The following is a 25668-nucleotide window of genomic DNA, read 5'->3' as shown; positions in this document are numbered from 1 at the left end:
CCGGACGGCGGCCGGGCACCGGTCGGTCTCAGCACCACTGCTTGGCGCTCGAGTTGGTGATGCAGGAGCCGCAGTGCGAGGTGCCGTTCGGGTAGTAGCAGCAGTACTTCCAGTAGTCCGCCCTGCAACACTGGTAGTCGCAGTCGGTCGCCCGGGCGACGGTGTGCGGGGCGACCATCTCCAGCAGCCGATCGGCCAATTTGGTCATGGCACGCATGAAGCCTTCCTTTCGGTCGGTGGGCTGGTGGCCGCAGCATGCGTCAGCCTCCTGAACGATTTCTCAATGGTTTCTCAACGACCTCCCATCGGCCCAGGCAGAGCGCCGGTTCTCCGGACGGCGCGGCCCTGCCGGCCGATCGGGGTGTTGCGCCGGACGGGAATCACCTGCCAACATGCGGGCGGTAAGGGATCAGCCGAAAGAATCCGTCCCACCGGCCTCGGCGAGCCCGGCGCGGGCCGGCGACTCCACGACCGACGTGTCCCGGCCGCACTCCGGCCCGTCATCCCCATTGCCCGATTCGTGAGGTTGCGATCATGCAGTACGTCGACGTGGCGTGCCGGCTGTTGCTGCTCACCACGTTCGCGCTCGCGCTGGCGAGCAAGGTGACCAGCCGTACGGCCTGGAGAGAGTTCGTCGTGTCCGTCAGGGCGATGGGGGTCGCCCGAGGCGCGGCGGCCCGGCCGGTCGCCGTCGCGGCCGCCGTGGCGGAGGCCCTCGTGGTCGTCCTGGCCGCGATCCCGCTGCCGTGGGCGGGGACGGCGGCGTTCGTGCTGGCGGCCGGGTTGCTGGCCTGCCTCACGGTCGCCGTCGTGCGCGTCGTCCGGCGCGGGGCCGCCGTGTCGTGCCGCTGTTTCGGCGCCTCGACCACGCCCATGGGGGTGCAGCACGTGGTGCGCAACCTCGTTCTCCTCGCGGTCGCCCTGCTCGGGCTGGCCGGCGCGTCGGCCCCCCAGCCCGCCGACCTCGCGCTCGCCGCCGTCGTCGGCGTCTTCGGCGCCATCGCCGGGCTGCTCATGTCCCGCTGGGACGACCTCACCGCCCTGCTGCGCGGCTGACCGGGGTCAGAGGCGCAGCATGCTCACGAACTCGCCGACGCGGGCCGGACGGACGGCCGGGTAGCGGTCGTCGTCCGGCGGGTTCAGCTTGCCCTGTCTCAGGGTACTGAAGGGCGACGTACTCCCTGGGTGGGTGGCCGTCGCCGGCCGCCGCCTGATCTCGGCCGCCAGGGCGTCCCGACCTCAACCCTGGAGACGCATGAGCGCCACCATCCTGCCGCCGCGCGCCCGAACACGACGATCTCCGCTCCCGGGAACACGATCTTCCCGGAAACCGGTCGACCTGCGCAGATCAGCTTGGTTCAGAGCTGGGGACACGTTCGTGAAGCCGACCTGCAGCTTGCGGACGTCGACCGGTGGCAGCACACCGCGAGCGGCCAGGCCGAAGGCCAACGGGGAACATCGGCCAGCTGCAGAAAGTGGCGGCTCAGTGGCGCAGCCGGTGCGGGCACGGGCGCGGACGAGCGGATCCTCCGCGCTGGCTGCGTAGGGCGTTCTCATCAGGGTTGCCCGGCCCGCCATGTCGGCTGTAGGAGTTGCGCGTACTCATCCGTCGCAGGAGCAGGCGCTGGTGGCGGCGTGGGTACAGGGCCTGACGCGGGTGCACTGCGCGCGGGCGCACGGGAAGGCGACAGCAGCGATTCACACCCTTTCAGCCACTAGGCGGGCCGCCGGCCTACCCATATTTTGAGCGACATGAAGCAGCGTGGGGACGAAACACCCAGCACACGCCCCACGACCGAGCAACGCTGCATCGCAACAGTGTGTCTGATCTTCGCGGCAGCAGTGACCGTCGAGGGACTGCTGATGATCGCTGGAGTGATCCACGGAATCAACGGTGCGGGCGAGGACCTCTCCACCCCTTGGAATGTGCTGATGGGGCTCTTCACCGCGGCTCTCGGAATCTTTGCCACCATCAGCCTGGTGGACGACCTCCGGGCCGGCAACTGGCAAGAGCCGTCCTCTTCGGGCGAGAACAACGGGGCCGACGAGGGCGACGATCCGGCAATAGACCTCGACGATGTCGATGACGGCTGGTGAACGCCCACAGCGATGAACGCCGAGCCGCCCAGCGGGCCGGCAAGCGGCGCCCGTCATACATCGGCCGCCAACACTGCCTTGGGGAACTGCTTGAGCGGCTCCACCTTCGCCGGCTGCCACCGATCCCCGGCAGTCGGCCCGAACCGACGCGGTCACGCTGTGACGTAAGGTCCGCCCTGAGCAGGCCGCGCCAGGATGGAGTGGGTTTCAGTAGGCCGGGTCAGGCCAGGATCTGGCGGAGTTCGTGGGCGAATGCGGTTGGGTGGGTGACGAAGCCTGAATGCCCACCCGGGACCATGATCGGCTTGACGCCCAGTCGTTCGGCCAGCGCCAGTGCCGTGTCGTGGGGCAGTTGCCCGCGCGACTGCTCACCGACTGCCACCACGACGTGGATCGAGGGGTCCACGACGGGCTTGTACGACATGTACGGCAGTGCCGCATGCCCGAAGAAGAACTCCAGGTTGGTCTGCATCCGGGCGAGCTTGGCCTGCATCTGCGCCATCGCTTGCGGCGACTCCGCGATTCCGCCGGGCGGGTCCGGGTCCCACTTGTCGAGACCGGCGCCGGCCGCGAAGAGCGCCATCGCCGCCTCCACCCCGCCGCTTCGGTACGCCTCGTTCACCTCGTGGCCCAGCTTCCTGCGGGGATCGTCGGCGGGGAGGAGGGAGACGGCGGGCGGTTCGTGGGTGACCAGCGTACGTACCAGGTCGGGATGGCGGGCGGCGAGGGCCAGGGCGATCAGGCCGCCGCTGCTGTTGCCGAAGACGTGCGCCGGTCCGCCGCCGGCGGCTTTCAGGACCCAATGGGCGTCCTCCACCTGCGTCTCCATCGACACGTCCGGAGGCGGGCCGTCGGACCGGCTGCGGGAGATGCCGCGGCAGTCGTAGGAGACCACCGTGTAGCTGTCGGACAGCAGCGGCGTCATCCCGGTGAAGTCCCTGGCGTCGTCGGTGCCGCCGGCGATCAGCAGCAGTAACGGGCCCGCGCCGGTCACTTCGTAGTACAACTCCTTGCTCATGCCTCTTCCTCCGGTGATTCGAGGGCGGCCGCGATCGCGCGCCGCCATGGTTCGTCCCAGGTCAGCCGTCCCTGCCGCAGGTCCTCGACCACACCGCGGACCCACTCCAGTTCGGCGGTGAGCACCGCGCGGCGGTACTCCTCCTCCAGCAGGAACAGCCGTGGCACCTCACCGGAGGACTTCAGCGTCGACTCGACCTCCGCCAGGGCCCCGGCCAGCGCGTGAGCGCGTGTCTCCAGCTCCTTGCGCGCTGTTTCCGGTGGGAGCCCGACCAGTATCGAAACGGCCGCGACGAACTCCGGGAACTCGCCGCCCGTGGTGCGCAGCATCTCGCGCAGCCAGCGTTCGGCGGTTTCGCGCCCCAGGTCGGTGATGGCGTAGACGGTGCGGTCCGGGTGGCTCTCGGTGCTCTCCCGCTGCAGCACCTCCACCAGGCCGAGGCGGGTCAGCCGGTCGATGGTCTGGTACAGACTCGCCCGGCGCCTGACGTTCACGACACGGTCCTTGCCGTACCGCTCGATGAGCTTCTGCATGCGGTAGACGTGCATGGGTTCCTCGGTGAGCAGCCCCAGCACGATGAGTCCAAGGACGGAACGTTGCGCCATAGTCATACTCTAACTAGTCATATTATGGCTAAGAAGGTGACGGCGTACCGCTTGATGCTGATGGCGGCTGCCATGGTTGGCCTGCCGGATCGGCGGGTGATCGGGCTGGTTCCGGCGCAGTTCTTGCGCGCTTTGGCACTGGCATTGCGGCCGGGGGCGTCCCCGAACTCGGCGAGCACCCGGGCGCCGAGAACGACCCCACGACCGGGCTGGCTGAGGATGACCTCAGCGTCCGGCTGCCAGCCAAAATGCGCCTCGACCTCGTCTGCGAGGGTCTTGATCTCGGTGTTGAGTGTGGTGATGACCGCGACCAGGGCCCGGACCGTCGAGGCGTAGGCGGTGGCGACCAGGCCGGCCTGGCCCAGCTGCTGCGAGCGCAGCACCTTCTGGACGGCCTGGGCCGTCGTCCCCGGCGCCCGCCGCGAGCCCACCGTTGTCGGGGCTGAAGGCCAGGGAGGTTGTTCGGGCGTGCCACTCCCTGAGTCGCCTGCCGCTGGCCACGTCCCAGAGGCGCACCTCTGCCTTCGTCGCCTCGGCGAGCATGGTGCCGTCGGCGCTCACCGCGACCGACGTCGCCGCGTCGAGCGAGGAGATGACGCGCCGCGAAGCCGTCTCGGCCGCCCGTTCCTGACGGTCTACAGCAGCAGGTCACCGTCTTCGCGGGCGGTGGTGAGCACGCCGCCGCCGAAGGCGATCGCGGTGATCGCACCGCCCTTGCCTGCGAGGACGGGTTCAGTGGTCTTGCCGTCGGCTGTGTTCCACAGCCGGAGGGACCCGTCCCTGGTCCCGGGGGCGAGCAGGGCGCCGTGTCCGCCGATGCGCCCGTCTCCCTTCACGGCCGCCGGCCTCAGACGGGCGCGGTGACGGAGCGCAGCCAGGCGAGCTTGTCCGCGGTGTCGGTGCAGGGCAGCGGGTTGTACAGCACCATGGTCAGGTCGGGCCTGGCGGGCAGCCTCATCTGGCTGCTCTCGAAGGTCAGCGTGCCCACGACGGGATGGTCGACCTCGTTGATCCAGATTCCTGCCGCCTGGACGTCCTGTCGTGCCCACAGCCGGGCGAACTCGGGACTGGTCGCCTCCAGTGCGCGGACCACGTCGTGGATGTCGTGATCGCGGGGCTGCTCAGCCGCCGTGGCGCGGAAGGCCGCCACCACGGTCGGCGCCAGGTCCTGCCAGGCCCGCTCCCGGCGTCGGTACCGCGGGTCGTGGAAGAAGCCCACCAGGCAGTTGCGCTCGGCCTGCGCCAGGTCCAGCGCGAGCCTGGCCGACTCGTTCCAGGCCACGTGGTTCCAGGAGGCGTCCAGCATGGTCGCCGGCTTGGGGTCCCAGGCTTCGATCAGTCGTTGCAGTCCTTCGCAGTAGGCGTGCGGGTGTCCGGCCGGAGACGGCGGATTGTGCCCGGCCAGTGTGTACAGGTGCCGCCGTTCGACCTCGTCCAGTTGCAGGACCCGCGCCACCGCGTCCAGCACCTGCGCGGAGACGTTGATGTCGCGTCCCTGCTCCAGCCACTGGTACCACCCCGGGCTCACCCCGGCCAGCACCGCGACTTCCTCACGGCGCAGCCCCGGCGTGCGCCGGCGCCCGCCCGCCGGCAGGCCGGCGGAGGCAGGGCTGACGCGGGCACGTCTGCTCACCAGGAAGTCACGCAGGTCCCGGCGACGTTCCTCTCCCGACCTCACCGCGCACCGCTTCGACTGGTGGTGCCACCACCGGTGTCACCACGCTCTCCCCGCGCGGACCGGTGATGGCCGAGCGTGGACGTCATGACGATCGACCCCTTGTCCAGGGACGCCGAGGCCGGTGCCGGAACCTCCTCCGGGGAGCACGGCGCTCGGTTCACCACGCGTGCCAAACTCATCCTTGCCATCCTGTGTGCCGCGCAATTCATTATTTCTTTGGATTTTTCGATTCTAAATGTGGCCTTGCCCGATCTCGGCAGGGAGCTCGGGATGGAACAGGCCGACCTGCAATGGGCGATCACCGCCTTCGCGCTGCCCTCGGGCGGCTGCCTGTTGCTGTTCGGCCGCATGGCGGACCTGTACGGCAGGCGCAGGCTCTTCCTGGGCGGCGTCCTGCTGTTCACCGTGGCCTCCGTGGTGGCCGCACTCGCGTGGAACCCGGGGGTGTTCGTCGCGGGGCGGGTCCTGCAGGGGCTGGGGGCCGCCGCCGTCATTCCCACCGGCATGTCGCTGCTGACGACGACCTTTGCCGAAGGGCCGCAGCGCAACCGGGCGCTCGGCGCCAGCGGGTCGGTGCTCTCGCTCGGATTCACCGTCGGCATGCTGGTCGGCGGCACCATGACCGACACGCTGGGTTGGCGTTCGACGATGGCGCTGCTGGCCGTCGCGGGCGGCGTCCTCGCCGTGGCGGCGCCCGGACTGCTGAGCGAGAGCCGGGGCGCCCGCTCTCCCCGGCTGGATCTGCCCGGAGCCGCCACAGTCAGCGGCGGCCTGGTCTGCCTCATCTTCGCCCTGTCGGCGGCGGGAGCGGTGAGGGTGGTGGCCATGGCGGCGGCCGTGCTGTTGCTGGGCGGGTTCGTGGTCATCGAGTCGCGAGCCGCGCAGCCGCTGGTTTCGCTGACGATGTTGCGCAGGCCCACGGTCGCCTTCGGCAGCCTGGGCGGCCTGATCACCTTCTCCATGATGAGCTCGTTCATCTTCCTGCTGACTCTCTACCTGCAGGACGTCGTGGCGCTGTCACCCCTGTGGACAGGTCTGTTCTTCGGCGGCCAGGGCGTCGTCCTGGCCGTGACGGGCATGGTCTCCTCCTCGGTGATCCGGGTGCTGGGCGCGGGGCGGACGCTGGTCGCGGGGCTGGCCCTGCAGGGTGTCTGCACCGCCGCGATGACCGTGACCGAGGGTGCCTGGCCGGCCTTGGCCGTGATCTGCCTGGCCTCCGTGGGCCACATGTCGGTCGTGGTCTCCTACGGCGTCACCGTGACGTCCGGGCTGCCCGACACGGCTCAAGGGGTCGCGACCGGGCTGGTGACGAGCGCCCAGCAGATCGGCATCACCGTCGGCACCCCGATCCTCAGCGCCATCTGCATGGCGCAGGTGTCCGCCCTCCAGGCCGCCGGTCAGGCCGCGGCCCCGGCTCTGCTGAGCGGTGTCCGGCTGGCCGCCGCCGTGGACGCCGGCGTGGTGCTGGTCGTCTCGCTCCTGATCGGGTACGCCCTGCTCCGCACCACCTCCCGCCGGCCACGAAGGACGCGCGCGTGAAAGGCCCGCACCCCGCCGGTCAGGCCACGCCGGTCACGCCGGGCGACCCTACGGGAGGGCACGGTCGGCGTCGGGGATCCAGTGCCGCCCGTCCGACGGGTCCGGCGGGCGCACGCGTGGGAGCCGGCCGAGCAGCGTACGGAGCAGCGGGTGCGGGTTGCGGCGGTGCCAGACCACCCACCACGGCAGGAGGGGGACCGGGTCCACGATGGGGATGCGGCGCAGCCCGCTCCCCGTCGCGCCGATGCTCCACTCCCCCAGGCCGACGGCGCTCTTCTCGCGCAGGAACTGCTGGACCAGGTGCCCCTGGCCGATGGCGGGCTCGGTGAAGCGCAAGGGGACGCCGAGACGGTCGGCGAGGCGTCTCAGGTAGGCGCGCCATTCGGCGGCGCCCGCCGGGTCGGGCATGGCGATGCCGCCCGCCCGCAGGTCGGCGGGCCGCAGCTCTCTCAGGTGCGCGAGCGCGTGATCCTCCGGGACGAACGCGGCCAGGGGCTCCAGGTGGACCAGCCGCTGGGCCAGCTCTTCCGGCCACGGCAGGTCGCGCGCCCGTCCGAAGGCTGCGTCGATCTCCTGGCGGCGCAGCGCCGGCAGCGCCACCGCGAGCCCCTGCCGCATGCTCACCTCCACGCGCAGCCGCGGGTCGCGCTCGCTCGCCTCCCTGACCATGCGCAGGGGCGTGAAGCGCTCGTCGTAGACGTCCACGCGGACGGGGCTGTCCACCACGCGGACCGCCCCCACGGCCTCGTCGAACGCCGCCACCGCCGCCACGGCCAGGGGCAGGAACCGCCTTCCGGCGGCGGTCAGCTCGATGGACCGGGTGGTCCGATCGAACAGCGGCGTGCCGAGGGCGTCCTCCAGCCTGCGGACGCGTTTCGACAACGCCTGCTGGGTGATGAACATGCGCGCTGCGGCCCTGCCGAAGTGCAGTTCTTCGGCGGTCGCGATGAAGGCGCGTACGCCGGAAACGTCTGCTTCCACGCCCAGACCCTGCATCGACAACCATCGGTTGTCAATCCGCGGTCCCATGGATGTTGGACAGTGCCATGAGCGGACCGGTTACCTGTTCCCTGACATCCGTGCTGATGAGAGGGGGTCCCGCGATGGAGGTCGTGGAGGTCGACCGGCGCCTGCACCTGCTGCGGCTGACGTTCGGGCAGGCGTACCTGTGGAACGACGACGGTGTGCTCACCCTGGTGGACACGGGCATCGCCACCTCGGCCGGGGAGATCGCCGAGGCGATCGGCCGGCTCGGGCTGCGCACCGACGCCGTACGGCGGGTCGTCCTCACCCACTACCACGAGGACCACTGCGGCAGTGCGGCGGACGTGACGGCGTGGGGCGAGGTCACGGTGATGGCCCATCGCCTGGAGGCCCCGATGATCCGAGGGGACGCGCCCGCCCCGCCGCCGAACTTCACCGACGAGGAGCGGGCCCTGCATCGCAGTCTGGGCGCCCACCTGCTGCCGCCCGCGCCGCCGTGCCGGGTGGACCGCGAGCTTGAGGACGGCGACGTGATCGCCTTCGGGGGCGGGGCCCGCGTGATCGCCACCCCCGGGCACACCGCCGGCAGCATCGCCCTCCACCTGCCGGAGCACGGAGTCCTCTTCACGGGCGACACCGTGGCGCACGTGTCCGGGCTGGTCATGCCCGGAGTGTTCAACATGGACCGTGACGAGATGCTCCGCTCGTTCCGGCGGCTGGCCGAACTGGACATCCGGACGGCCTGCGTGGGCCACGGCGACCCCGTCACGGACGCCGGCGACGCCCTCCGGAAGGCAGCCGCCGACATCCCGCCTGACCCGCCGCCGGCGCGGCGGCCATGCCCTCGGAGCCGCTACGCCGCCGGTGACCACTCAAAGTGACCACCATGGGCAGCGCAGGCTCATCGTGGACACCGACCCGCAGGCAGCGACCGCGATCTCGGCGGTCACCGTTCCCCGTCGTGTCGGTCCAGTCGAAGCAGAGGGCTCCGGGCGGTGCGCCGCCGTCCCGCAGGCGTGCGTAGGTGGATTCCGCGTCCGTGGGAGACACCCGTTCGGAGATCATTCCGGCGGTACGGAACGCGCCGGAGGCCGCGATGCCCTCGCACGACGGCAGGACCACCTCCCCCACCAGCGCGGACACCTTCCGGATCCTGGCCGGCAGCAAGCATCCCGCCGCGGCCTTCGAGTTCCTGAAGTACCTGGTCGGCCCGGCCTCGCAGGAACTGCTCTCCGCGTACGACGCGATGCCCGCCCGTACCGCCGACCAGGAGACCTTCTTCGCCGAGCCGGCCGGGCAGTTCACCAACAAGGTCGACTGGCAGGTCGTCAAGAGGGCCCGAGCTCCAGCCGCTGCAGGTAGGTCTGGCCGTCTTCAACGGCCTGCACTCGACGAAACCGGCCTACATCCAGGCCGGGGCCATGATGACGATCGCCGTCCCGGTGATCCTTTTCGTCTGTTTCCAGCGCACGTTCGTGCGCGGCATCATGAGCACCGGGGTGGAGAAATGACACCGGCGGCCGTGCTCGCCGTCTCAAGAAGAGGTGTCGCGGCGGCTTCCGCCGGTCCAGGCGCGGGAGTGTGACGCTCCGAGGCCGTCCGGCGGGATCGACCGGAGTTGCGGGATCCAGGCCGCGCCCTCGCGCAGGGCCCGGACGAGGTCCCCTACGACGCACGTCAGGACGGGGACAGGCACTGAACACCGGCCCTGCGTCAGCATCACCGTGGCGATGGCGGGGTCGAAGTCACGGTTGCGCGGGTCCGTGCCGGAGGGGCCTTGTTGACGCGCGTTCTCCCGGTTCACGGCGGCGCTCGCCGGCCATCCCGGGCCGGCACCCGCCGATCGGGCTCGCCGGAGCGGGCCGGGCGGCGAGGGCTACGGGCGCTCGGGCGTCCCCAGCAGGCCGCGGTTGTACGCCTCCGCCACCGCGGACGCGCGGTCGTTGACGTCGAGTTTCGCGTAGATGTTGAGCAGGTGCGTCTTGACCGTGGCCTCGGTGATGAACAGCCGGACGGCGGCCTTGCGGTTGCTGTGGCCGGCCGCGACCAGCCGTAGCACCTCCAGTTCGCGCCGGCTCAACGGCCCGGTCGAGGGGGCCGGGGTGCGGAGCCGGCTCACCAGGCGGGCGGCCACCGACGGCGAGAGCGCGACCTCGCCGCGCGCGGCCGAGCGTACGGCACGGACGAGCTCCTCGCGCGGCGCGTCCTTGAGCAGGTAACCGGTGGCGCCCGCCTCGATCGCGGGCAGCACGTGGCTGTCGGTGTCGTACGTCGTCAGCACCAGCACCCGGGCCGGCACGCCGCGCCTGGCCAGCTCGCCGATCGCGGTGACGCCGTCCATGCCCGCCATCCGCAGGTCCATCAGGATCACGTCCGGCGCGAGGGCCTCGGCCAGCCGGACAGCCTCGGCTCCGTCCGACGCCTCCCCCACCACGATGAACTCGGGATCGCGGGCGAACATGCTGCTGAGCCCGTCACGCACGACGGGGTGGTCGTCGACCACGAGCAGCCTGATGGCGTCACTCATGTGCCTGCCTCCGGCGTGTCCGCGGGCAGACAGGCCGAGATCCCGGTCCCGCCGCCCACCTCTGATTCGATTCGCAACGCGCCCGACAGCGCCTCGATCCGCTGCCGCATCGCCACCAGCCCGAAGCCCCCGTCGTGACCGGCGCGCACGTCCGGGTCGAAGCCGGGGCCGTCGTCGCGGACGTCGAGCACCACCTGCCGATCCATGTAGGAGAGGGTGAGGCCGACGCGGGTGGCGGTGGACGCGTGCTTGAAGACGTTGGCCAGCGCCTCCTGCGCGACCCGTAACAGGGCGACCTCGGCCTGCGGGGGCATCGTCCGGGTCTCGCCGGTGACGGCCACCTGGACCGGAAGGCCGTGGCGTGCCGACCACTTGGCCGCGACCTCGCTGACGGCGTCGGCCAGACGGCCGGACTCCAGGGGTTCGGGGCGCAGCTCATTCACCGAGCGCCGCGCCTCGGTGAGGCTCTCCCGGGCCAGCGCGGTCGCCGCCGCGTGGTGCCGCCGCCACGCGGCGGGGTCGTCGGCCGCCTGCTCGGCCGCCTGCAACTGCGTGACGATGCCGGTCAGGCCCTGGGCCAGGATGTCGTGGATCTCCCGCGCCATCCGGGCCCGCTCGTCCAGGACGCCGGTCTCGTGAGCCTGCTCGACCAGCCGTTCCTGGAGTGCCGCGTTCTCGGCCAGGGCCGCGGCCAGCCGGGCGTTGGCCTCCCTGCTCTCGCGCAGCGCCGTCTCCCGTGCCGCGTAGTAGCGTGCGCCGACCTCGCTGAGCCAGGCCAGCAGGCACATCGGCACGACGTTGACGGCCAGCACCCCCAGATACTCCAGCAGGCCCATCCAGGTGCCGACGTCCAGGCCGGCCGACTGCGCCGTGCCCGCCACCACCGCGACGCCCGCGATGAAGTACAGCTCACGCGGCCAGCCGATGATCCGGAAGGCGTAGAAGTACAGCGCGGGCGTGTAGACGCCGAACCACGGATCGCGTACGACCATGACCAGCCCGAACAGGATCAGGCCCGCGATGAACACGCTCATCACGCCGACTCGCCCGCGCCACTGCGGGTGCAGCGTGAAGAGCACGAGCTTCCACACCGCGGCTGCCGCGCAGAGCGCGAGGTCGAGGGCGAGCGAGCCCGGCTGGTCGTGCTTGACGACGATCGTCAGGGCGGCCATGACGGCCAGCAGCACGTACGGAACCACGGTGATCATGGGAAGGAGCCGTCGCTCCCAGCCCGCCGGCGCGGCCATCCGCCAATTGTCCATCGCTCACCTGCTCCCAGAACAATCTAGCCGCCGCCGTCGAGACCCCCGCGCCGCTGGAAGCGCCGTCCGCCGCCGTCGAGACTCCCGCGCCGCTGGAAGCGCCGTCCGGCGCCCTCGGGTCGGCGCGCTCCTGCGCCGCCTCGTCGATCGACGCGCTCAGCGCCGGTCCGCCGGCCGCCGGTTGAGCTGGACGACCACGGGCAGCAGGAGCAGGCCGCAGACACCCTGCTCCAGCTTGAACCAGAGCGGGAACAGACCGGGCAACGCGATGATCACCACGATCGCGACGAGCATGATCGAGGTGACGATTCGCAGCCGCAGCAGCATCTTCCGCTCACCCCTGGCCGCCCGTACCGCGAAGAACCATGTGACCAGCGAAGCGACGGCGACGAGCGTGCCGCGGATCCACACCGAGTCGGGGACCATCGCCGCGTCGTTCCGGAACACGACCATCGTGACCAGCGTCAGCACGCTGACCAGGACGTACCCTCTGACCAGCCACACCACATTGCGCATCTCGACCATCTCCGTCCTCGGTGCTCACCGACGGGGTCCAGCGTCGCAACGCAGGCGCCCCGCGCGGATCGCCCGATCCTCCGAGTGGGCGGTGGATTCGGGTGACCGTTCAGGCGGTGGAGCCGATCAGCCGATCGGTGGAGCACGCCCGCACTGAGCGCCCGGCCCGGGCCGGGACGGCCGCCCCGGCCTGCGGCTGAGTCATTCCAGGCACGGCCGGCACCAGCGCCGGCAACGCGGCGGCCGAGTCCTTCAACGCTCGTCTGAAACGCGAGACGCTGCAGGGCGCCCTGCTGGCCCGAAGCCCGCACCACCCGCCTGGCCGTGTTCGGCTGGACCACCCGCTACACCCCGGTCCGACGGCACTCCCGCCCCCCTCTCGCCGGCGGGGCAGGAGGCGGGTGGCGGTGGCGCCGATGACGCGCGGGAGATGCGACGTCAGCTGAACTGCCACCAGTTCATGTTGAACAGGTAGCCGCTTCCGCCGGTGAACTTCAGGTACAGGTCGCGGGTGCCGGTCGCGCCGCTGACCGGACAGGACACGGTGGTCCAGGTCTGCCAGCCGCCCGTGCCCGGCACGGTGCAGGTCCCGGCCGACGGGCCGTTGACGCCGTCCAGGCGGAGTTCGAGCCTGCCGCCGCCGGCCGCCGAGGCGACCCGCGCGGTGAAGGTCCTGGCGCCGGCGCCGAACGCGACGCCCTTGACCTTGATGTAGTCGCCGTTCTCGATCCAGCCGACGTTCATCCCGCCTTCGCTGGAGGGCTCGGTCTCGACCCCGGACTCCCAGGCGATCGTCTCGGCCTCCTGGCGGACGTACGGGTTGAGGGTGCCCACCTGGGGCGCCCCGGACGCGGTCATGTTGATCGTCGGGATCGTGCCGCCGGAGCCGTAGGCGAACTTCTCCACGGCCACCGAACGGGTGAAGCCGCCGCCGCCCGGCAGTGCGCCGTTGTGGTAGAAGAAGTACGAGCCGCCCTGGTAGTCGACGATGCCCGCGTGGTTGGTGAAGCTGCCGCCCTGGGTGGGCATGATCGTCCCTCGGTAGGTCCAGGGCCCGGTGGGGCCGGGGGCCGTGGAGTAGGCGATGAACTCCGAGCAGCACTTGGCCGCGAACACGAGGTAGTACAGGCCGTTCCGCTTGTAGACCCAGGGCCCCTCCTCGAACAGCGTCGGGCGGTTGGCGTCACCCGTCCTGGTGCCGAATCCCGCCGTGGTGAGCGGGATCTGCGTCGCGCTTCCCGAGTACGACGTCATGTCGGCGTTCAGCTTCACGTACCAGAGGTGCGGATTGCCCCAGTAGAGGTAGGCCTGCCCGTCGTCGTCGATGAAGACCGTCGGGTCGATCTCGCCGTTCTCGATCAGCGGCCGTCCGAGTGCGTCCCTGAACGGCCCAGTCGGACTGTCGGAGACGGCCACCCCGATGGCCATCCGGCCGGTCGCCCGGTTGGTCGTGGGCACGTACCAGTAGAACAGGCCGTTCCGGTAGATGGTCTGTCCCGCCCAGGCGTCGGACTTCGCCCAGCTGAAGGTGGTCAGGCTCAGCGGGGATCCGTGGTCGGTCCAGTTCACCATGTCGGCGGAGGACCAGACCCGCCACTCCTTCATGGTGAACCAGGTCGAGCCGTCCTCGTCATGGCCGGTGTAGAGGTACACCCGTCCGTTGTGCACCAGCGGCGCCGGGTCCGCGGTGTAGACGGTCTGGATGATCGGATTGTCCGCCCTGGCCGGGTGGGCGGGCAGGAACGCCACGAGGCCGAGCAGGACCAGCACCCCTACGATTCCGCGTCCGGCTCTTGTAGTGGCCGGCAACCGTAATGCCATTCTCACGATCGCTCCCGGATGACGGGTCAGTTACGGGTCCAGCGCTGATTGGCGCCGCCGTTGCACGACCAGATGGTCAGCTTGGTGCCGTTGGCGGTGGCGTTGTTCGGCACGTCCAGGCACTTGTTCGCACCGACGGCGGTGATGGCGCCGTCGGCGTTGAAGCGCCACTGCTGATTGCTCTGGCCGTTGCAGTCCCAGATGATGACGTTGGTGCCGTCGGTGGTTCCACCGTCGTACACGTCCAGGCACTTGCCGCCGTAGACGCGCAGTTCGCCGCTCGCGGTGGGCGTCCACTGCTGGTTGGCCTGGCCGTGGCAGTCCCAGATCTGCGCCTGTGAGCCGTTGGCCTGCGAGGCGCCGGCGACGTCGAGGCACCTTCCCGAGCCCACTCCCTTGATCGCGACCGCGGTGGGCGGGACGATGCCGCCTCCCGTCACGACGTACATGGCCGCCCCGTGCCCGGGGACCTGCGCGCTGATCGTCCCCGGCGAGGAGGACGTCGCGTGCGCCCACAGGTCACGCACGGAGTAGGAGGACGCCGAGCCCAGCCCCAGGGCCGCGGCGGTGGTGGAGACGGTCGCGGTCGAGGTGCCCCGGTTGAGCAGGACGACCGCGACCGAGCCGTTCTTCATCGGCTTGCGCCAGACCTCCAGGTTGCCGTTGTCGCTGATCTTGTGGCCCTGCCGGCCACCCCAGTCCTGGTTGACCGCGATGACCTCGGTGTTGGTGAGGATGGTGCGCGTGTCGGCGCTCATCGTGCGCAGGTCGTTGCCGGCGATGAGGGGCGCGTTCAGCAGTGACCACAGGCTGAAGTGCGCGCGCCCCTCGGTGCCCGTCACCGAACCGACGCCGACCTCCAGCATGTCCGGGTCGTTCCAGCCCCCCGGGCCCGAGTACGACTCCAGCCCGACCTGCTGGTCCAGGATGCCCATGATGGAGCTCCAGTTGGCCGCGATGTCGCCGGTGTCACGCCAGGAGTTGCCCACCGGCGCCCCCCAGGTCCACACGTTCTCCTGACCCCAGTTGCACAGGCTGTACACGATCGGGCGGCCGGTGGCGGCCAGCGCGTCCCGCATGGCCGTGTACCGCTGCTGCCCGTTCATGCCACGGTGGTCGCCGCAGTTGTCGTATTTCAGATAGTCGATCCCCCACGACGCCCACAGGGCCGCGTCCCGCCGCTCGTAGCCCAGGCTGGCCGGGTAGCCCGCGCACGTCGTGGTGCCCGCCGAGGAGTAGATGCCGAGCTTGAGCCCCTTGGAGTGCACGTAGTCGGCCAGGGCCTTGATGCCGTTGGGGAACTTCTGCGGATCCGGCACCAGGTCTCCGCTCGCGTTCCGGCTCTTGGTGGACCAGCAGTCGTCGATGTTGACGTAGGTGTAGCCCGCCGCCGCCATGCCACTGGAGACCATGGCGTCGGCCGTCTGGCGGATGAGGCCGTCGTTGACGTTGCAGCCGAAGCTGTTCCAGTCGTTCCAGCCCATCTGCGGGGTACGGGCGAGGCCGTTCTCCAGCGCGACGGCCGGGGACGTCGCACCGCCGATCGCGACGAGGGAGCCGGCTGCCAGCAACGCGGCCGTCGTCAGGCCCAGAATTCTACGCATTTCGCTTCTCCACCTCCTGGGTGTCGTCATGAGCCGGCGCGGGCCCAGCGCTGGTTGGCGGCGCCGCTGCAGGACCAGATCTGCAGCTTGACGCCGTTGGCGGTGCTGTTGCTCGGCACGTCCAGGCACTTGTTCGCACCGACGGCGGTGATGGAGCCGTCGGCGTTGAAGCGCCACTGCTGATTGCTCTGGCCGCCGCAGTCCCAGATGATCACGCCGGCGCCGTCGGCGGTGCTCCGGTTGGCCACGTCCAGGCACTTGCCGCCGTACACGCGCAGCTCACCGGAGGCGGTGGACGTCCACTGCTGGTTGGGCTGCCCGTGGCAGTCCCAGATCTGCGCCTGGGCGCCGTTGGTCTGGGAGGCGCCCGCGACGTCGAGACACCTGCCCGACCCCGCGTTCTTGACCTGACCGCCGGGCGCCGGGCCAGGCGAGGTGCCGTCGAGCCCGAGGAAGGAGAGGGCGTGGGGGAACATGCCCGTCAACGGCAGGGAGTGGCCGTCCCCCGCGAAGCTGAGCCCCTCGACCCGCGGCTGGGCACCGGTGCCGCCGTACCGGGTGCGGGTGACGCCCGAGCGCGGGCTGTCGGTGTACGCAGGGGTCTGGCTCACCCCGTTCAGGCCGGACCACTGCTTGATCTCCTCGCCGAAGTTGGCGTAGGCCAGTGTGGTGTCGACGGTGCCGTGCCAGAGCTGCATGCGCGGGTAGGCGCCGGTGTAGCCGGGGAACATGGCGCGGGCCTGGTCGCCCCACTGCTGGGCGGTCTTGACGATCCGGCCGCCGGAGCACTCGCTGTTCCACAAGGACCCGTTGGCGGTGGCGAAGCATCCGGCCGGGACGCCGGAGAACGCCGCGGCGGCCGAGAACACGTCGGGGTACTGCGCGGCGAGTACGTTGGTCATCATCGCGCCCGAGGAGAAGCCGCTGACCACGATCTTGGCGGGGTCCACATTGTGGCGCTGCCGGGCATAGCCGACCATCGACATGATCCCGGTGGAGTCCCCGCCGCCGTCACGTCTCAGCGCGGCCGGAGTGGACACGTCGAAGCACTGGCCGCTGCGGGTGGCCTCCGGGACCACGATGATGTATCCGTACCGGTCGGCGGCGGTGACGTAGTCGTGCCCGACGCCGTTGAACACCCCGGCGGCCGAGCCGGTGCAGTAGTGCACCATGACCAGCAGCGCCGGCCTCGCCGCCACCCGATCCGGGACATAGATGTACATGTTCAGGTTGGTCGGGTTGTTGCCGAAGCCGGTCACCCGGGTCAGCGACGCGGCCGCGGCGGGGCTGACGCCCAGCAGCACGGCGGCGGCCATCAGGAGGACGGCGGCGGTCGCGAGTGCGGCACGCGATGCCCGGGTCGTCGCGGGGCCGCGGTCGGCGCGGCGGGCCAGGGGCATCACGTCCAGGTCCACTTCTGGTTGGTGCCGCCATGACAGGTGTAGAGCTGGAGCCCGGTGCCGTTGCCGGTGCCTGCGCCGACGGCGTCGAGGCACAGCCCGGACTGGACGCCGGTGACGGTGCCGTCGGAGTTGACGCGCCACTTCTGGTTGTCGCCGCCCCAGCAGGAGTAGATCTGGATCCTGGCGCCGTTTCCGGTGCCTCCGGCGTCCAGGCATTTGTCGCCGTACACCCTCAGCTCTCCGGCCGAGGTCCGCGTCCACTGCTGGTTGGTGCGGCCGTTGCAGTCCCACAGCTGTACGGCGGTGCCGTCGGCGGTGGCGGAGCCCGGGACGTCCACGCAGCGGCCGGAGGCCACTCCCCTGATCTGACCTGCGGGTGGCGGGGTCGGCGTCGTGGTGGACGAGCCGCCGTCCAGGCCGAAGAAGTGGATGGCGTACGCCGCCATCCCCGGGTGGGGCAGGTCGTGTCCGGCGCCGGTGACGGTGTACGCCTCGACCTGCCCGGAGCCGAACACCCGCCGGGTCCAGCCGGGCTGCGGGCTGTCGGTGGAGGCGGGGGTCTGGCTCAGGCCGTGCACGTCGGTCCACTGGTCGACCTCCTCCTGCAACATGGTGTACGGCAGGACGGAGTCGGCGGTGCCGTGCCAGGCCATCACGCGCGGCCGGGGCCCGGTGTAGCCGGGGTAGGCGTTCCTGGCCAGGTCGCCCCACTGCCGCGGCGTCTTGTCCCCGCATCCGGCGGGCCCGAGGCAGCCGTAGGGGACGCCCGAGAACGGCGCTCCCGCCTTGAACACGTCGGGGTAGGTGGCGAGCAGGTTGCCGGTCTCCATCGCCCCGGAGGAGAAACCGGTCGCGAACACCCGCTGCGGGTCGCCCCCGTAGCGTTGCAGCACGTAGTCGGTCATGGAGACGATCGACACCGGGTCGCTGCCGCCGCCGTGCCGCAGGGCCTCGTTCGACCAGACGTCGAAGCAGTTCGACAGGCCGTTGGCGCTCTTGTTCGCCTGCGGGTAGATGACGATGAAGCCGTACCGGTCGGCCAGCGAGGCGAACTCGGTGCCCTGGTGGAAGCCGGGAGCCCAGCCGTTGCAGCCGTGCATCGCCACCAGGACGCCCGGCCTGGCCGCCACCCTGTCGGGGACGTAGAGGTACATCCGCAGCCCGCCCGGGTTGGCCCCGAAGTTCGTCACCTCGGTCAGGACCGCGGCCGACGCCTGCGGCGCGCCCACCAGCAGCATGGACAGACCGGTGACCGCCGCCGTGATCACAGCCGCCAGAGCGGCTCCGATGCCCGCGCGCCTCGTGCTGCGCGATTCGCCTGGCTTCATGCATCCACCTCTCGTATGTTAGCGCTAACAAAGCGCTCACCGGTCGAGCTCTTCCGGGCCGATGGAAGGGACGGAGGGAGCAAATACGAGCCGTAAAGGCGCTGTCAAGAGCGCCGTGGCGCGCGGCGGCCGGAGGAGGCGGCCGCCGAGCGCGCTCACCTTGACTTATCGAGGCGGGCCGGCGAGAGCGTCGCCGTGAAACTTTCATCAGCCTCCCGCGACAGCAGCTGACGAAACTCTCCGGACGCCAAGTTGCACGTTGCACCTGCGGAATCGAGACGAACGGCACGGGTGCGGGGCCGGAGGCGTCCTGGCCGGCGCTGTCAGGCGCAGTTCACGGGCGGTGACGAGGGCAGGGAGATCGGCTGCTGCCGCCGGTACGCCTCCAGGTCGACGAGGTTGCCGTTGATCGCGTTGCGTCTCTGGAGCTCCGCCCAGTACGCCGGATCGAGGAAGATCGCGGGGTTCCACAGCGGCTGCGTCAGGTCCTTCAGCTGCCCCAGGTACAGGACGGCGTCGGCCAGCTTCCCCAGCGGGAAGCCGCACAGCCGGGGCGCGTCCATGAACTGTCCCGCGTCGGCCGACTCCAGCCAGTTGCCGGAGCACGCGATCACCGTACGCCGTGGGCAGGCCGCCAGGCGGGGATGGCTGCCGGCCACGATCACGTACACGCGCCGGCCGGTCTGCTCCTCGATCAGCGGGACCGCGTGGTCGGCGTTCTGGCCCCGCTCCGGCGAGTGCGTCACGTGCCCGCTGCCGTAGCAGATCAGCGCCCGGCGGTTCCTGGCGAGCACCTCCCGCCGCACCAGGGACGCCATGTGGGTGTCACGCTGGGCGAGGAAGCCGTCCACCTGGTCCTGGGTGGTGATGCGTGACCAGTCGATGGGCGGGTCCCCGAGGAGCACCCGGATCCTCCGCGCGGCGGGCAGCGTCCAGTTGACGGCGCGGACCGTACGGAAGAACTGCTCACGGATCGGCTGGTCGCCGGTGCCCCCGGGCGATTGCGTGGTGTTCCGCCAGACCTGCCGCAACACGTGGTCCTCGACCGCCGCGCCGGCGACGAACCGGTCGATGACCGGCTGGTAGAGCGCGTTGCCGAATTCGACGACGATGTCGTCGACCACGTCCGGCAGCCGCGGGTCCGTGAGCAGCATCTGCTGCGCGTCACCGTGTTCCTGCTGCCCGTGCGACTCGCCGACGGCGACGAGCCGGTGGCGTTCGAAGGCCGACAGGACGGCCTGGGTGAGGCCCCGTGCGGACACCTCGCCCGTGCCCCTCGGGCGGGCCTTCAAGCCGGCCGTCGAGCCGGCCGTCGAGCCGGCCGTCGAGCCGGCCGTCAGCAGTCCGCCGGCTGCCGTACCGGCCCCGGTGACGGCGAGGAACCTGCGCCGGGTCAACCGCGGATCTGTCACGTCTCGTCCTTTCGAAGGGGAATCACGGACGGTTGTACGGCACGGCCGGTGTCGGCCGGGTGTCAGCCGCTGACACCCGCCCGACACCCGATCCCTGGCATCGTGTCCGGTGACGGACGCGGTGGACGGAACGGCGCCACCACCGGGGTGAGGAGGACGGTCGTGCGAGTGCTGGTCGTCGAGGACTTCGAGGTCCTGGCGCGGGCGATCGGGACCGGGTTGCGGCGCGAGGGCATGGCGGTGGACATCGTCCTCGACGGCGACGACGCTCTGGCCCGCCTGGCCGCCACCCGGTACGACGTGGTGGTGCTGGACCGCGATCTGCCGGGCACGCCCGGCGACGAGGTGTGCCGCGAGATCGCCGCCGGTGACGCGGGGTCGCGGGTGCTGATGCTCACCGCCGCGGGCACCGTACGGGACAGGGTCGAGGGTCTGGGGCTGGGCGCGGACGACTACCTGCCCAAGCCGTTCGACTTCGCCGAACTCGTGGCCCGCGTGCGCGCGCTGGGACGCCGCTCGGCGCCCGCCGTGCCGCCGATCCTCCGGGCGGAGGACCTGATCCTGGACCCGAGCAGGCGGGTGGCCTTTCGCGGCGCGCGGCGCCTGGAGCTGACCCCGAAGGAGTTCGCCCTGCTGGAGTGCCTGCTCGCCGCCGGTGACCGGGTGGTGTCCACGGAGGAGCTGCTGGAACGGGTCTGGGACGAGGCCGCCGACCCGTTCACCACGGCCGTCAAGACGACCGTGCGCCGGTTACGGGCCAAACTCGGCGAACCACCGGTGATCGGCACCGTCCGTGAGGGCGGCTACCGCATCGGGGTCCCGCGATGAACCTGACGGTGACCGGCCGCGCTCGGCGCCACTTGCGACGGCCGTCCCTGCGCGCGCAGCTCACGACGCTGTACGCCGGACTGGTTCTGGCCGTCGTCGTCCCGATGATGCTGGTCGCCGGATTCCTGTTCGGCAGGGACCAGGTCCGCCTCCGGGCGGGGGACGCCGCTCCACCGCCCGACAGCTCCGCCCAGCAGGTCGACGCCGTGCTCACGGTCACCGGGATCGTCGTCGTGGTCCTGACCGTGCCGGCCGCGTGGTGGCTGGCCGGACGCTTCCTCCGCCCGCTGCGCGCGATGACCGTGACCGCCCGGGAGATCTCGGCCACCAACCTCAACCGTCGGCTCGGCCTGCGCGGCCCGGACGACGAGCTCACCAGGCTGGGGCGCACCCTCGACGACCTGTTCGAGCGGCTGGACTCCTCGTTCGCGGCGCAGCGCCACTTCGTGGCCAACGCCTCCCACGAGCTGCGCACCCCGCTGGCCGGTCAGCGCGCCGTGCTCCAGGTCGCGCTCGCCGACCCCGAGGCGGGTGAGGCGAGCCTGCGGGCCGCGTGTGAGGAGGCACTCGCTCTCGGAGCGCGGCAGGAACGCCTGATCGGCGCTCTCCTCACGCTGGCCGAAGGAGAGAAGGGCATCGAGCACCGGGAGCCGGTCGACCTGGCCGAGGTCACCGAGCAGGTGGTGTCGTCGCGCCGCTCGGAGGCCGCCGGGCGAACGGTCACGGTTCGTACGTCGCTGGACCCCGCGCCCGTCAGCGGTGACCCCGACCTGATCGCCAGCATGATCGGCAATCTGGTCGACAACGCGCTCCACCACAACGTTCCCGACGGACACGTCACCATCGCCACCGGCCTCACCGGCGAGGGCGCCCGCCTGACGATCGGCAACACCGGCCCGCCCATCCGGCCGCAGGACCTGCGGCGGCTCTTCCAGCCGTTCCAGCGGCTCGGCGCCCCACGCACCCACACGACCGACGGTCACGGACTGGGCCTGGCGATCGTCCGGGCCGTCGCCCAGGCGCACGGCGCACGGCTGACGGCCCTTCCACGCGCCGATGGCGGCTTGGACGTGACGATCCTGTTCGGCTGATCCCGGTTCGGGGCGGACGAGGCCGACCACGCCGGCCGCCGCTTGGCGGCGGGTGGGCGTTGGGAGCAGGTCCGCGCTGACCCTGCACAGTGCGCCGGCGTACCAGCGGCCCCGCCAGGTCCAGTGCCTGGCACAGATCTCGCGCTCGTGGAGTTCGGCGACCGAACGATCCGCGAGACGGCGTCTTACCGGTCGGCGCTGGTCGCGGCGGAAATTCTCCCGATTGCGTATTCTCGATCACGCTACGATGGCCCCATGGCATTGCTCTACCAGGCAACGCTTCGGCCTACGAAGCTTGAGCTGCTGAGCGACTGGTTGCCCGGCCGCCCCTGGTACACCGGGTCGGCCGGCGAGACGCAGCAGACGGCCTCCTTCCGGTTCGATGACCCGGACGGCGCGGTCGGGATGGAGACGATCCTGGTACGGGCCGGTGACGGCCCGGTTCATCAGATGCCGCTCACCTACCGGGAGGCGCCGTTGCCCGGTGGCGACGCGTGGCTGCTGGGCACCGCCGAGCACTCGGTGCTGGGGATGCGCTGGGTTTATGACGCGGTCGGTGATCCTGTCTACGCTGCGGCACTGGCGAGGGCGATCATCTGCGGCACGGGCCAGGCCGAGAAACTGGTGCAGGTCGATGGCCGTTTGGTGCGTCGCGAGCCTGACATGAGCGTCCTCGGTGGTGGAGGTGAGGCAGCGGTGATGCCGGCCGTGGGAGAGATCGAGCGCGTCACCGAGGACGACCCGACGGTGATCGTGACAGATACGGTCGAGCTGGTCGTCGTCCGCCGGCTCGACGTCGGCGTCGAGCTCGCGGACGTGGTGCTACGTGGCGCCTGGCCAGGTCAGGAGACGCCGGTGCCACTGGCGTCCGCGAGACTTCGCTGACGTCTACGAGACCACCGGCTCAGGTCGCGATGCGAGCTCGGCCGAGCGGACAGGCCGTCGCGTATGTGCTCGTCACGCCGCATCGTACTGGTTCACGCTGGCACCCTGATTGAGGCTGGCGTTCTCGATGGCCAGCACCTTGCCCGATTGCTTGACGATCAGCCGGGCTCGCGGCGGGGAAAGGAGCACGGGAGAACGCCTCCTGGGGCTACCGGCGCGTCCACGGTCTGGGGAATCCTCGAAGCACACGGCATCGACCCGGCCCCCGAACGGCTCGGCACGTGCTCCCGCGAAGGCGGCCACGCTGCCTCGCCGCCTTCGGGATGGCGTCGGCCGATCGAATGCCGACCTGCGCTCCATCCGCCTTCGCCATCGCAGTCACCGGACATTCGCGCCCCACAGGCAGCCGATGCCGTGCGCGGGGAAGGCGGTCAGCCCTTGACGGTGAGGAGCGGGCGCAGCTCGGCCACTGGGTCCGCCACACCTCCCGCGTGCAGGCTCGACACCACGGGCCCGATGTCCTTGTACGCCCACGGAGCTTCCTGCTTGAGGTCGCGCCGCCAGGCCGCCATCACGTCCGCGCGGCGCGCCACGGTCGGATCGCGGTGGTCCAGCGGCGTGACCACGCGGAACTCCCGGAGGAACGCGTCGAGGTCGCGGTCGCCGGCCCGTGCGGTGGCGCCGCGCGGGACTCGCCGTCCGGCGCCGTGGCAGGCGCTGGCCAACGTGCGGGCGTTGCCGTGGCCCCGCAGCAGGTAGCTGGACGCCCCCATCGACCCGGGCACGATCACGGGCTCACCCCAGATCGCGTACGGGCCGCCGGTCAACTGCTCGTGACCACCCGCCGGCGTCGCGCCCTTGCGGTGGACGACGCGGTCCTCCTCCTGCCAGAACAGGTTGTGCGGCGCGTCGTAGACCAGGCGGGCCGTCATCCGACCGCATTCGGCGGCGAGCCCGGCACGCATGGTGAGGGCGAGGAAGAACCGATTGCCCGAGGCGAAGTTGGCGGCGTTGCCGAAGGCGTCCAGGTAGCGGCGCCGGGCGGCGGCCGTGCGCTCGTTCAGCAGGAACGGCAGGATCCGGTTGCGGGGTCGCGACAGCCCCGGCGGCCAGGTCTGGCGCAGCCGGTCCAGCGCCGTGGCGTTGGCCTGGTGTCCCAGCGCCAGTGAGCCGCTGTGCACCATCAGGACGACCGCGCCCGCCGTCAGGCCCCACGCGTACGCGGCGGCGGGATCGTGGACCCGTGCCACGTACTGCAGTTCGGCGAAGTGGTTGCCGCCGCCGATGCTGCCGATGAGGCTGTCGTGGCTGGCTGTCTCGGCGCCGCCCGCGCTGGTGATCCAGTCGGCGAACGCCTCGGCGGTACCGGTCGGGTGCGCCGGAGCGTGCATGCGATCCAGGCAGTCCTCGGTGTCGGTCGGCTGGTGACCTTGCCAGGGGGCGTCGCCGGTGTGCAGGAGCCCCGGGAGCCCGTCGCGCAGGAGTGCCTCGCGCTGGGCGGGAGTGAGGGCGATGCGGCGGCCGCCCTCGAAGAACAGGTGCCGCAGCCGCCGTTCCAGGGCGTCCAGGCGCGGCCGTACCTGCTCCACGGTGAGTGAGGTCACCTCCAGCCGCATGCCGCAGTTGACGTCGTTGCCGACCGCCTGCGGGAGCAGCGCGCCCTCGGTCTCGATGACCGTGCCGATCGGGATGCCCGCGCCCTTGTGGAAGTCAGGGGTGAGGACGAGGCGGACCAGGCGGGGCAGCGGACCGTCGTGGCCGGGTACGGCCTCGGCGAGGCGGTCGAGGGTGTCGGCGGTCTCCAGGACGGACAGCACTTCGTCGACGGCGGCCGGTTCGAGAGGCACACGTTCGTCGGCGCAGATGTCGACGGGGATGTCCCAAGGGTTCGGCAGGGTGAGCCACTGCTCGTCGCGGCGCAGGAGACGGCGGTCCTGACGGATGCGCATGATGGTGAAGTCCTTCGGGCTGCTGAAAAGCGATGCAAGGGGCGGGCGCGACCGAAAGCGCGCCGAAGAAGGCGACGGACCGGAGCCGCCGCCGCGGGCCTCGTGGTTCAGCAGCCGCGAGGTGAAGGCGTGCCCGACTGTAGTACGGCGCGCGCCGCCCCCACCACGGATTTACGCCTCCGCCGAGGAGGCGATGCCGGCGTGCCGGCGTCGTCCACCCGCCGTCAAGTCCACGGGTGAAGGCCCGGAGGACGGGAGCACGTCAACCTGAAGTGGGTCCTCTCCAACAACGCCTCTGATCGCGGAGACGTCACATCGTGTGGGTCGAAGGGATGGGTGGCAACGAGCCGGCCCGGCGCCGGCGCTGCCGCCACCGGGTCACGCGAGCTTGAGCAGCAGTTCGGTGAGCTCGGCCGGCATGGTGATCATGCAGTCGTGGCCCGTCGGCAGCTCCCACACCTGTGCGGGGCTGCCGTTGGGCTGCGTCGCCGGAACGGGCCGCCGCGTGACGCCCTCCGGCACGCCCGCGACGCAGTGGATGTGCGTCCGCGGGATCGCGTGCGTGGCGGGGTTGTCCAGCCGGACCGGCTGCTGGAGGCAGAGCGCCGGCTGGTCCGACAGCATCGCCCGCAGCCAGGCCACGTCCGCCGGGTCGGTGACCCCGAACAGGCCCAGGGGCGGCGGCAGCTCGGGCATCGGCGGGATCCGCCAGCCGGTCCCGGACTGCGCGGCGCGGTCGATGAGGGCCTGGGTGACGGGTTGCACGTCCGCCGCGCTCTCGCCGTCCTCCGGGACCATCGCGTCGAGGTAGACCAGGTGGGCGATGCGTTCCGGGACGCGGTTGGCGGCGGAGGAGATGACCAGCCCGGCGTAGCTGTGGCCGACCAGGATCACGTCGGTGAGGTCGTTCGCGGTGATCAGCTCGACGATGTCGCCGGCGTGGGTGTCCAGTCCCACCTCTGGGCCGAGCAGATGGGCCTTGTCGCCGTGGCCGGTCAGCGACGGCGCGGCCGCCTGATGCCCGGCCGAGGTCAGGAGCGGGACCACGCGCTCCCAGCATCGTCCGCTGTGCCAGGCTCCGTGTACCAGCACGTACGTTGACATGTGCGGCTCCTTGCTCA

Annotated in this window: 25 protein-coding genes and 1 pseudogene; 9 read left to right on the top strand and 17 right to left on the bottom strand. The window is 71.0% G+C overall.

The genetic code is table 11. The features are described 5' to 3' along the window. Positions 1–28 precede the first annotated feature (28 nt). Positions 29–217, bottom strand: a complete 189-nt coding sequence (locus tag AB0C33_RS36795; RefSeq protein WP_358296152.1) for a hypothetical protein — start codon at positions 215–217, stop codon at positions 29–31. Between the two features lie 317 nt (positions 218–534). Here AB0C33_RS36795 and AB0C33_RS36790 point away from each other — a divergent pair, with 317 nt between their 5' ends. Then, a complete protein-coding gene (locus AB0C33_RS36790; RefSeq protein ID WP_358296149.1) occupies positions 535–1056 on the top strand; it encodes a MauE/DoxX family redox-associated membrane protein in 522 nt (173 codons plus the stop codon). Between the two features lie 696 nt (positions 1057–1752). Continuing rightward, on the top strand, positions 1753–2097 hold the full coding sequence (locus AB0C33_RS36785; protein WP_358296146.1) for a hypothetical protein: 345 nt from the start codon (positions 1753–1755) through the stop codon (positions 2095–2097). Positions 2098–2317: 220 nt separating this feature from the next. Here the strand turns inward: AB0C33_RS36785 and AB0C33_RS36780 are convergent, their stop codons facing one another. From AB0C33_RS36780 to AB0C33_RS36760, 5 genes are all read right to left on the bottom strand, one after another. Next, positions 2318–3115, bottom strand: coding sequence for an alpha/beta hydrolase (locus tag AB0C33_RS36780; protein WP_358296143.1), 798 nt, complete (start codon positions 3113–3115; stop codon positions 2318–2320). Then, positions 3112–3720, bottom strand: coding sequence for a PadR family transcriptional regulator (locus tag AB0C33_RS36775; RefSeq protein ID WP_358296140.1), 609 nt, complete (start codon positions 3718–3720; stop codon positions 3112–3114). The genes AB0C33_RS36780 and AB0C33_RS36775 overlap by 4 nt, the downstream gene beginning before the upstream one ends. Before the next feature lie 17 nt (positions 3721–3737). Then, positions 3738–4103 (bottom strand): transposase, encoded by a 366-nt coding sequence (locus tag AB0C33_RS36770; protein WP_358296137.1) that lies wholly within the window; start codon positions 4101–4103, stop codon positions 3738–3740. 252 nt (positions 4104–4355) lie between these two features. Beyond that, positions 4356–4556 carry a hypothetical protein gene (locus tag AB0C33_RS36765; protein ID WP_358296134.1) on the bottom strand — a complete coding sequence of 67 codons (201 nt, stop codon included), beginning with the start codon at positions 4554–4556 and terminating at the stop codon, positions 4356–4358. A gap of 11 nt (positions 4557–4567) precedes the next feature. Continuing rightward, on the bottom strand, positions 4568–5398 hold the full coding sequence (locus tag AB0C33_RS36760; protein ID WP_358296131.1) for a helix-turn-helix transcriptional regulator: 831 nt from the start codon (positions 5396–5398) through the stop codon (positions 4568–4570). 84 nt (positions 5399–5482) lie between these two features. Between AB0C33_RS36760 and AB0C33_RS36755 the strand changes: the two genes are divergently transcribed. After that, positions 5483–6937 (top strand): MFS transporter, encoded by a 1455-nt coding sequence (locus tag AB0C33_RS36755; RefSeq protein WP_358296128.1) that lies wholly within the window; start codon positions 5483–5485, stop codon positions 6935–6937. 48 nt (positions 6938–6985) lie between these two features. Here AB0C33_RS36755 and AB0C33_RS36750 read toward each other — a convergent pair whose 3' ends face one another. Then, on the bottom strand, positions 6986–7918 hold the full coding sequence (locus tag AB0C33_RS36750; RefSeq protein ID WP_358296124.1) for a LysR family transcriptional regulator: 933 nt from the start codon (positions 7916–7918) through the stop codon (positions 6986–6988). Between the two features lie 122 nt (positions 7919–8040). Here AB0C33_RS36750 and AB0C33_RS36745 point away from each other — a divergent pair, with 122 nt between their 5' ends. Both AB0C33_RS36745 and AB0C33_RS36740 read left to right on the top strand, forming a co-directional pair. Next, entirely contained in the window at positions 8041–8802 is a 762-nt protein-coding gene (locus tag AB0C33_RS36745; protein ID WP_358296121.1) for an MBL fold metallo-hydrolase, read from the top strand. Between the two features lie 158 nt (positions 8803–8960). After that, on the top strand, positions 8961–9506 hold the full coding sequence (locus AB0C33_RS36740; protein WP_358296118.1) for a hypothetical protein: 546 nt from the start codon (positions 8961–8963) through the stop codon (positions 9504–9506). A 291-nt stretch (positions 9507–9797) separates the two neighbouring features. On the opposite strand, the gene AB0C33_RS36735 is transcribed toward AB0C33_RS36740, so the two are convergent. The 3 genes from AB0C33_RS36735 to AB0C33_RS36725 all read right to left on the bottom strand — a co-directional run bounded on the left by AB0C33_RS36735 (position 9798) and on the right by AB0C33_RS36725 (position 12226). Next, a complete protein-coding gene (locus tag AB0C33_RS36735; RefSeq protein ID WP_358296115.1) occupies positions 9798–10448 on the bottom strand; it encodes a response regulator transcription factor in 651 nt (216 codons plus the stop codon). Next, positions 10445–11656, bottom strand: coding sequence for a sensor histidine kinase (locus AB0C33_RS36730; protein WP_358296112.1), 1212 nt, complete (start codon positions 11654–11656; stop codon positions 10445–10447). Before AB0C33_RS36730 ends, AB0C33_RS36735 begins: the two co-directional genes overlap by 4 nt. 210 nt (positions 11657–11866) lie before the next feature. Next, positions 11867–12226 carry a hypothetical protein gene (locus tag AB0C33_RS36725; RefSeq protein WP_358296109.1) on the bottom strand — a complete coding sequence of 120 codons (360 nt, stop codon included), beginning with the start codon at positions 12224–12226 and terminating at the stop codon, positions 11867–11869. A 218-nt stretch (positions 12227–12444) separates the two neighbouring features. Between AB0C33_RS36725 and AB0C33_RS36720 the strand changes: the two are divergent. After that, positions 12445–12595, top strand: a pseudogene (locus tag AB0C33_RS36720) (integrase core domain-containing protein); the annotation flags it as partial. Positions 12596–12664: 69 nt separating this feature from the next. Here AB0C33_RS36720 and AB0C33_RS36715 read toward each other — a convergent pair. The 5 genes from AB0C33_RS36715 to AB0C33_RS36695 all read right to left on the bottom strand — a co-directional run bounded on the left by AB0C33_RS36715 (position 12665) and on the right by AB0C33_RS36695 (position 19794). Next, positions 12665–13996, bottom strand: a complete 1332-nt coding sequence (locus AB0C33_RS36715; RefSeq protein ID WP_358296106.1) for a glycoside hydrolase family 43 protein — start codon at positions 13994–13996, stop codon at positions 12665–12667. Between the two features lie 77 nt (positions 13997–14073). Then, positions 14074–15651: a lectin gene (locus tag AB0C33_RS36710; protein WP_358296103.1), complete on the bottom strand. Its 1578-nt coding sequence runs from the start codon at positions 15649–15651 to the stop codon at positions 14074–14076. A gap of 26 nt (positions 15652–15677) precedes the next feature. After that, complete coding sequence (locus tag AB0C33_RS36705) at positions 15678–17066, bottom strand: PHB depolymerase family esterase (protein WP_358296100.1); 1389 nt, start codon at positions 17064–17066, stop codon at positions 15678–15680. Then, a complete protein-coding gene (locus tag AB0C33_RS36700; protein WP_358296096.1) occupies positions 17051–18382 on the bottom strand; it encodes a PHB depolymerase family esterase in 1332 nt (443 codons plus the stop codon). The genes AB0C33_RS36705 and AB0C33_RS36700 overlap by 16 nt, the downstream gene beginning before the upstream one ends. Before the next feature lie 323 nt (positions 18383–18705). Continuing rightward, complete coding sequence (locus AB0C33_RS36695) at positions 18706–19794, bottom strand: hypothetical protein (protein ID WP_358296094.1); 1089 nt, start codon at positions 19792–19794, stop codon at positions 18706–18708. Positions 19795–19956: 162 nt separating this feature from the next. Between AB0C33_RS36695 and AB0C33_RS36690 the strand changes: the two genes are divergently transcribed. From AB0C33_RS36690 to AB0C33_RS36680, 3 genes are all read left to right on the top strand, one after another. Continuing rightward, complete coding sequence (locus AB0C33_RS36690) at positions 19957–20622, top strand: response regulator transcription factor (RefSeq protein ID WP_358296091.1); 666 nt, start codon at positions 19957–19959, stop codon at positions 20620–20622. Between the two features lie 32 nt (positions 20623–20654). Then, positions 20655–21713: a HAMP domain-containing sensor histidine kinase gene (locus tag AB0C33_RS36685; protein WP_358296088.1), complete on the top strand. Its 1059-nt coding sequence runs from the start codon at positions 20655–20657 to the stop codon at positions 21711–21713. 255 nt (positions 21714–21968) lie between these two features. Then, a complete protein-coding gene (locus AB0C33_RS36680) occupies positions 21969–22598 on the top strand; it encodes a hypothetical protein (protein ID WP_358296085.1) in 630 nt (209 codons plus the stop codon). Positions 22599–23029: 431 nt separating this feature from the next. Here the strand turns inward: AB0C33_RS36680 and AB0C33_RS36675 are convergent, their stop codons facing one another. Continuing rightward, positions 23030–24547, bottom strand: a complete 1518-nt coding sequence (locus tag AB0C33_RS36675) for an RtcB family protein (RefSeq protein WP_358296082.1) — start codon at positions 24545–24547, stop codon at positions 23030–23032. Positions 24548–24925: 378 nt separating this feature from the next. After that, the gene (locus tag AB0C33_RS36670; protein WP_358296079.1) at positions 24926–25651 is read right to left on the bottom strand and encodes an alpha/beta hydrolase; all 726 of its coding nucleotides are present in this window, start codon (positions 25649–25651) and stop codon (positions 24926–24928) included. Between the last annotated feature and the right edge of the window lie 17 nt (positions 25652–25668).

Origin of the sequence: Nonomuraea sp. NPDC048881 (assembly GCF_040649795.1) — a bacterium.
GTDB lineage: Bacteria > Actinomycetota > Actinomycetes > Streptosporangiales > Streptosporangiaceae > Nonomuraea.
This window is presented reverse-complemented; position numbering and strand designations above follow the sequence as displayed.

Bases quoted from the DNA above. Each gene is read 5' to 3' on its own strand.
- AB0C33_RS36735 (WP_358296115.1), bottom strand. From the start codon at position 10,448: ATGAGTGACGCCATCAGGCTGCTCGTGGTCGACGACCACCCCGTCGTG.
- AB0C33_RS36785 (WP_358296146.1), top strand. From the start codon at position 1,753: ATGAAGCAGCGTGGGGACGAAACACCCAGCACACGCCCCACGACCGAG.
- AB0C33_RS36755 (WP_358296128.1), top strand. From the start codon at position 5,483: ATGACGATCGACCCCTTGTCCAGGGACGCCGAGGCCGGTGCCGGAACC.
- AB0C33_RS36700 (WP_358296096.1), bottom strand. From the start codon at position 18,382: ATGAAGCCAGGCGAATCGCGCAGCACGAGGCGCGCGGGCATCGGAGCC.
- AB0C33_RS36790 (WP_358296149.1), top strand. From the start codon at position 535: ATGCAGTACGTCGACGTGGCGTGCCGGCTGTTGCTGCTCACCACGTTC.
- AB0C33_RS36745 (WP_358296121.1), top strand. From the start codon at position 8,041: ATGGAGGTCGTGGAGGTCGACCGGCGCCTGCACCTGCTGCGGCTGACG.
- AB0C33_RS36670 (WP_358296079.1), bottom strand. From the start codon at position 25,651: ATGTCAACGTACGTGCTGGTACACGGAGCCTGGCACAGCGGACGATGC.
- AB0C33_RS36775 (WP_358296140.1), bottom strand. From the start codon at position 3,720: ATGGCGCAACGTTCCGTCCTTGGACTCATCGTGCTGGGGCTGCTCACC.
- AB0C33_RS36795 (WP_358296152.1), bottom strand. From the start codon at position 217: ATGCGTGCCATGACCAAATTGGCCGATCGGCTGCTGGAGATGGTCGCC.
- AB0C33_RS36710 (WP_358296103.1), bottom strand. From the start codon at position 15,651: ATGCGTAGAATTCTGGGCCTGACGACGGCCGCGTTGCTGGCAGCCGGC.
- AB0C33_RS36730 (WP_358296112.1), bottom strand. From the start codon at position 11,656: ATGATCACCGTGGTTCCGTACGTGCTGCTGGCCGTCATGGCCGCCCTG.
- AB0C33_RS36680 (WP_358296085.1), top strand. From the start codon at position 21,969: ATGGCATTGCTCTACCAGGCAACGCTTCGGCCTACGAAGCTTGAGCTG.
- AB0C33_RS36675 (WP_358296082.1), bottom strand. From the start codon at position 24,547: ATGCGCATCCGTCAGGACCGCCGTCTCCTGCGCCGCGACGAGCAGTGG.
- AB0C33_RS36725 (WP_358296109.1), bottom strand. From the start codon at position 12,226: ATGCGCAATGTGGTGTGGCTGGTCAGAGGGTACGTCCTGGTCAGCGTG.
- AB0C33_RS36780 (WP_358296143.1), bottom strand. From the start codon at position 3,115: ATGAGCAAGGAGTTGTACTACGAAGTGACCGGCGCGGGCCCGTTACTG.